This is a genomic window from Streptomyces sp. NPDC057638, from assembly GCF_042800315.1.
Classification (GTDB): Bacteria; Actinomycetota; Actinomycetes; order Streptomycetales; family Streptomycetaceae; genus Streptomyces.
The window spans coordinates 1-4279 of record NZ_JBHVHF010000467.1; the positions used below are offsets into that span (position 1 = coordinate 1).

Genomic DNA, 4279 nt, shown 5'->3' on the forward strand with positions numbered 1-4279 from the left:
GTGGTACACGGTCACCGGGGACGGCCGCCGGAGTACGGCCGGCCGTCCCCCGGCGGCGGGGCCGCCTACTTGATGGCGGCCAGCAGCGGCTCGATCGCCTTGATCGCGTAGGGGATCGACAGCACGGTGTTGAAGGAGAACGCGGCGCCGACGTCCGGCCCCTCGTACGGCACGAACAGGTCGCGCTTCTCCTGGTGCACCTTCAGCTTCTTGTAGAGCGGCTCGGCCTTGATCCGGTCGTTGGCGGCGGTGCTGGAGGTGACCCAGACCAGCCGGTCGACATCGAGCGTGTTCAGCTTCTCGGAGCCGAACTCGGCGGCGTTCCAGCCGGGCTTGGCCATCTCGGTGATCTGCGGCTTGAGCTGGAAGCCCAGCTCGTTGAAGAAGATCGCCTTCGCGTCGGTCTTGGTGAAGGCGGAGTACTTGCCCGCCTCGAAGCTGTCGGCGACGGCCAGGGTCATCTTGGCCCACTGGGGGTTGCGCGCCCGAACCTCCTTGAACTGACCGTCGATGCCGGCGATCAGCTTCTCGGTCTCGGCCTCCTTGCCCAGGGTCTTGCCGATCTGGCGGGTCATGACCTGCCAGGAGGCGCCGTAGTTCGGGAACTCCTTGGGCTGGGCGACGACCTTGGTGAACTTGGAGAGGGTGTCGTACTGCTCCTTCTTCATGCCGGAGTACACGGCGAGGACCAGATCCGGCTTGAGCGCCGCGATCTTCTCCATGTTGAACTCCTCGCGCTCGCCGACGATCTCCGGCGGCTGGGAGCCCCACTTGTCCTTGGTCCAGGTCCACTTGCCGTACGGGCGCTCCTTGAACCAGTCCGTCGCGCCGAGCGGCTTGTGCCCGAGGGCCAGCACCGTGTCCTGGTCGGAGAGACCGAGGGTGACGATCCGCTGGGGCTCGTTCTCGATCGTGGTGCTGCCGTACTTGTGCTCGATGGTGACCGGGAAGGCGGCGGACTTCTTCCCGTCGGACGGCGCGGACGACGACCCCGACGACTTCCCGTCGCTCTTGTCGGTCCCGCCCCCACAGGCGGAGAGGGTCAGGGCGGCGACGGCGGCCAGGGCCACCTTCGGAATGCTGCTGGCGAACCGCGCCAGCGCGGGGCGTGTACCAGTGGACACGTTCTTCCTTCTTTCACAGGGACTTTCGCGGTACTGCGAGCCACGCCCGCCGGGACGGCCATGAAGCCGGGACGGCCGCCGCCGTAGGCGAGTGGGGCGGGGTGTGGGGGTGGACCTGGGGGCGAGCCCCCGGGTCCCCTCAACCAAGGGGACCCTAACTCGTGTCATCAGGTCCCGTCCGTACGACGGGACTTCACCGGACCGAGAGGGTCGGGCGAGGTGGACACGTGTCGTAGGACATGTCGTCAGGCCCCGTTCTCCCGAGGGGCGGAAGGGCCTGACACGGGGGTGGTCAGCGGGCGACGCCGTCGGCGACCGGACGGGCCTCGCCGACGGCGCGCAGGCCCCGGTCGAGGATGGAGTCCAGGATCTCGCCGACCCGGATCGCGGTGTTGGACAGCAGCGGCGAGGTGATGCCGTGGGTGTGCTCCGTGCCGCCCTGGAGGTAGATGCCACAGCGCAGTTCGTCGTCGGTGGCGAGGCGGTAGTCCCGCTCCACGCTGAGACGGCCCTGGTCGTCGCGGTGACAGCGACCGCCCAGCTCCCCGAGCAGACCCAGCGGGTCGGCGGGGCGGTAGCCGGTGGCGCAGACCACCACATCGGCGTCGAGCGGCGTCTCCTCCCCGGTGATCAGGGACTTGACGGTGGCGCGTACGCCGTCGTCGGTCTCCTTCACTCCGGTGAGACGGGAGACGTTGAGGAAGCGCAGGCGCTCGGCGCCCATGACCTTCTCCTGGTACGACTGCCGGTACAGCTCGTCGATCAGGTCCATGTCCACCACGGAGTAGTTGGTGTTGCCGTGGTAGTCCATCAGGCTGCGCTTGACGCTCTCGGGGGCGTCGTAGAAGTCGCTGACCGCCGCCGGGTCGAAGATGCGGTTGGCGAAGCTGCTGTCGTCGGCGGGGCTGTAGCCGTAGCGGGAGAAGACGGCGCAGACCTCGGCCCGCGGGAAGCGGCGGTGGAGGTAGGCGACGTTCTCGGCGGCGCTCTGTCCGGCGCCGACCACGACGAAGCGGGTGGGCTCGGTACCCTCCAGGGACTCGACGTTGCGCAGCAGGTCCGAGTTGTGCCAGACGCGCTCGGTGCGCTCCACGCCCTCCGGCATCGCCGGGCGCAGGCCGGTGCTGATGACGAGGTTGCGGGCGCGGTGGACCACGAGACCGTCGGCCGACTGGGCGGTCACGTCCAGGTACTCGATGACCCCGTCGCGTACGACGGGCTCCACGGCGATGATCTCGTGGCCGTAGGAGACCATGTCGTCGACCTTGGCCGCGGCCCACTCGAAGTAGTCGTGGAACTCGATCCGCAGCGGGAAGAGGTTCTTGTGGTTGATGAAGTCGATCAACCGGCCCTTGCTCTGGAGGTAGCACAGGAAGCTGTACTCGCTCGCCGGGTTCCGGAGCGTCACCAGGTCCTTGAGGAAGGAGACCTGCATGGTCGCGTCGTCCAGGAGCATGCCGCGGTGCCAGCCGAAGCGCGGTTGCTGCTCGAAGAAGTGAGCAGTGACCGCCTCCTGCCTGCCGACGCGTGCGTTGTGCTCACTGAGCGCAATGGCCATGGCCACGTTGGACGGCCCGAAGCCGATCCCTATGAGGTCGTGGACCAGTGGTGCGTCACCAGGAAGAACCTGCGACATGTCACTCCCATTCGTGCGGGACAGCCGCTTGTACGGCGTGGGGAAGGTACAGAGACATACGTCGGCGGAGGCACACCAGCGAAGCGGCGGTCCCCCGAGAACTTAGGTAAGCCTAAGCTCATCCTGCCCCCCTGTCGACAGGGGCGAAACGGGCATTCCGGGGCGTCAACAGTCAAGAGTGCCCCAAAGCATGGCCCCTACAGGGAGCGTTGCACCCTTTAGGTAAGCCTTGCTTTACTTGCGCGGCTCGGCCCGATAGCTGGGGCCGTCCCCGTTTCCTTGCTTTTCTTGATCATTTCCGAGGAGGAACCCCATGCGGGTGGTGATGTTCGGTTATCAGACCTGGGGGCACCGCACATTGCGGGCCCTGCTGGACTCCGAGCACGAGGTGGCTCTGGTGGTGACCCACCCCAAGAGCGAGCACGCCTACGAGAAGATCTGGAGCGACTCGGTCGCCGATCTCGCCGAGGCGCACGACGTGCCGGTGCTGATACGGAACCGCCCGGACGACGACGAGTTGTTCGAGCGCCTGCGCCAGGCCGACCCGGACATCATCGTCGCCAACAACTGGCGCACCTGGATCCCGCCCCGTATCTTCCAGCTCCCGCGCCACGGCACCCTGAACGTCCATGACTCACTGCTGCCGAAGTACGCCGGGTTCTCCCCGCTGATCTGGGCCCTGATCAACGGGGAGCCCGAGGTCGGCGTGACCGCGCACATGATGAACGACGAGCTGGACGCCGGGGACATCGTGCGCCAGGAGCGGGTCGCGGTCGGCCCCACCGACACGGCCACCGACCTCTTCCACAAGACGGTCGACCTGATCGCCCCGGTCACCGTGGGCGCGCTCGACCTCATCGCCTCCGGCGACACGGCCCTCATCGCCCAGGACCGCTCCCAGGCCAGCTTCTTCCACAAGCGCTCCATCGAGGACAGCCGGATCGACTGGAGCTGGCCCGCCGAGACCCTGGAGCGCCTGGTCCGCGCCCAGTCCGAGCCCTACCCGAGCGCCTTCACCTACCACAAGGGCCGCCGTCTTGAGGTCCTGGCCTCCTTCGTCTCGGCCGGCCGCTACGGCGGGACCCCCGGCCGGGTCTTCTACCGCGAGGGCGAGGGCGTGGTGATCGTCGCCGGGGCCGACGCCCGGACCGGGCGCAACCACGGGCTCGCGATCACCCGGGTGCGCACCGAGGACGGCCGCGAACTGCCCGCGCACGCGTACTTCACCTCCCTGGGCGGCTATCTGACGAACCAGCCCTGATCCCGCTGGGTACCGGCGGGGCGGGGGCTCTCCGTGCCACCTCGGCACAGGCCGACTCCGTACCCCTTTGACAGGGGCCGACTCCCCGACCGCCTCGACGGGGACAGGTTCCCTACCGGCCCGGCGCGGGCAGGCTCCGCGCACTGGGCACCAACCGGTGGCGCACCTGCCCCGAACGGACCAGTGCCGTACGGCAACCCGGTCCCCACCACCCCTGCCTGGCTCTCGCCCCGACGGCGCCGCCGCACGGACCTCGTG

3 protein-coding genes are annotated in these 4279 nt (G+C 68.3%); 1 reads left to right on the forward strand and 2 read right to left on the reverse strand.

Translation table 11 applies throughout. The features are described from left to right. Positions 1–65 precede the first annotated feature (65 nt). Both ACFVIM_RS33340 and ACFVIM_RS33345 read right to left on the reverse strand, forming a co-directional pair. A complete protein-coding gene (locus ACFVIM_RS33340) occupies positions 66–1124 on the reverse strand; it encodes an iron-siderophore ABC transporter substrate-binding protein (protein ID WP_384309582.1) in 1059 nt (352 codons plus the stop codon). Positions 1125–1416: 292 nt separating this feature from the next. Next, positions 1417–2760, reverse strand: coding sequence for a lysine N(6)-hydroxylase/L-ornithine N(5)-oxygenase family protein (locus ACFVIM_RS33345; protein ID WP_384309585.1), 1344 nt, complete (start codon positions 2758–2760; stop codon positions 1417–1419). 313 nt (positions 2761–3073) lie between these two features. Between ACFVIM_RS33345 and ACFVIM_RS33350 the strand changes: the two genes are divergently transcribed. Next, positions 3074–4021 carry a methionyl-tRNA formyltransferase gene (locus ACFVIM_RS33350; protein ID WP_384309588.1) on the forward strand — a complete coding sequence of 316 codons (948 nt, stop codon included), beginning with the start codon at positions 3074–3076 and terminating at the stop codon, positions 4019–4021. Positions 4022–4279 lie beyond the last annotated feature (258 nt).

Coding starts and splice junctions, on each gene's coding strand:
- ACFVIM_RS33345 (WP_384309585.1), bottom strand. CDS start 2,760: ATGTCGCAGGTTCTTCCTGGTGACGCACCACTGGTCCACGACCTCATA.
- ACFVIM_RS33350 (WP_384309588.1), top strand. CDS start 3,074: ATGCGGGTGGTGATGTTCGGTTATCAGACCTGGGGGCACCGCACATTG.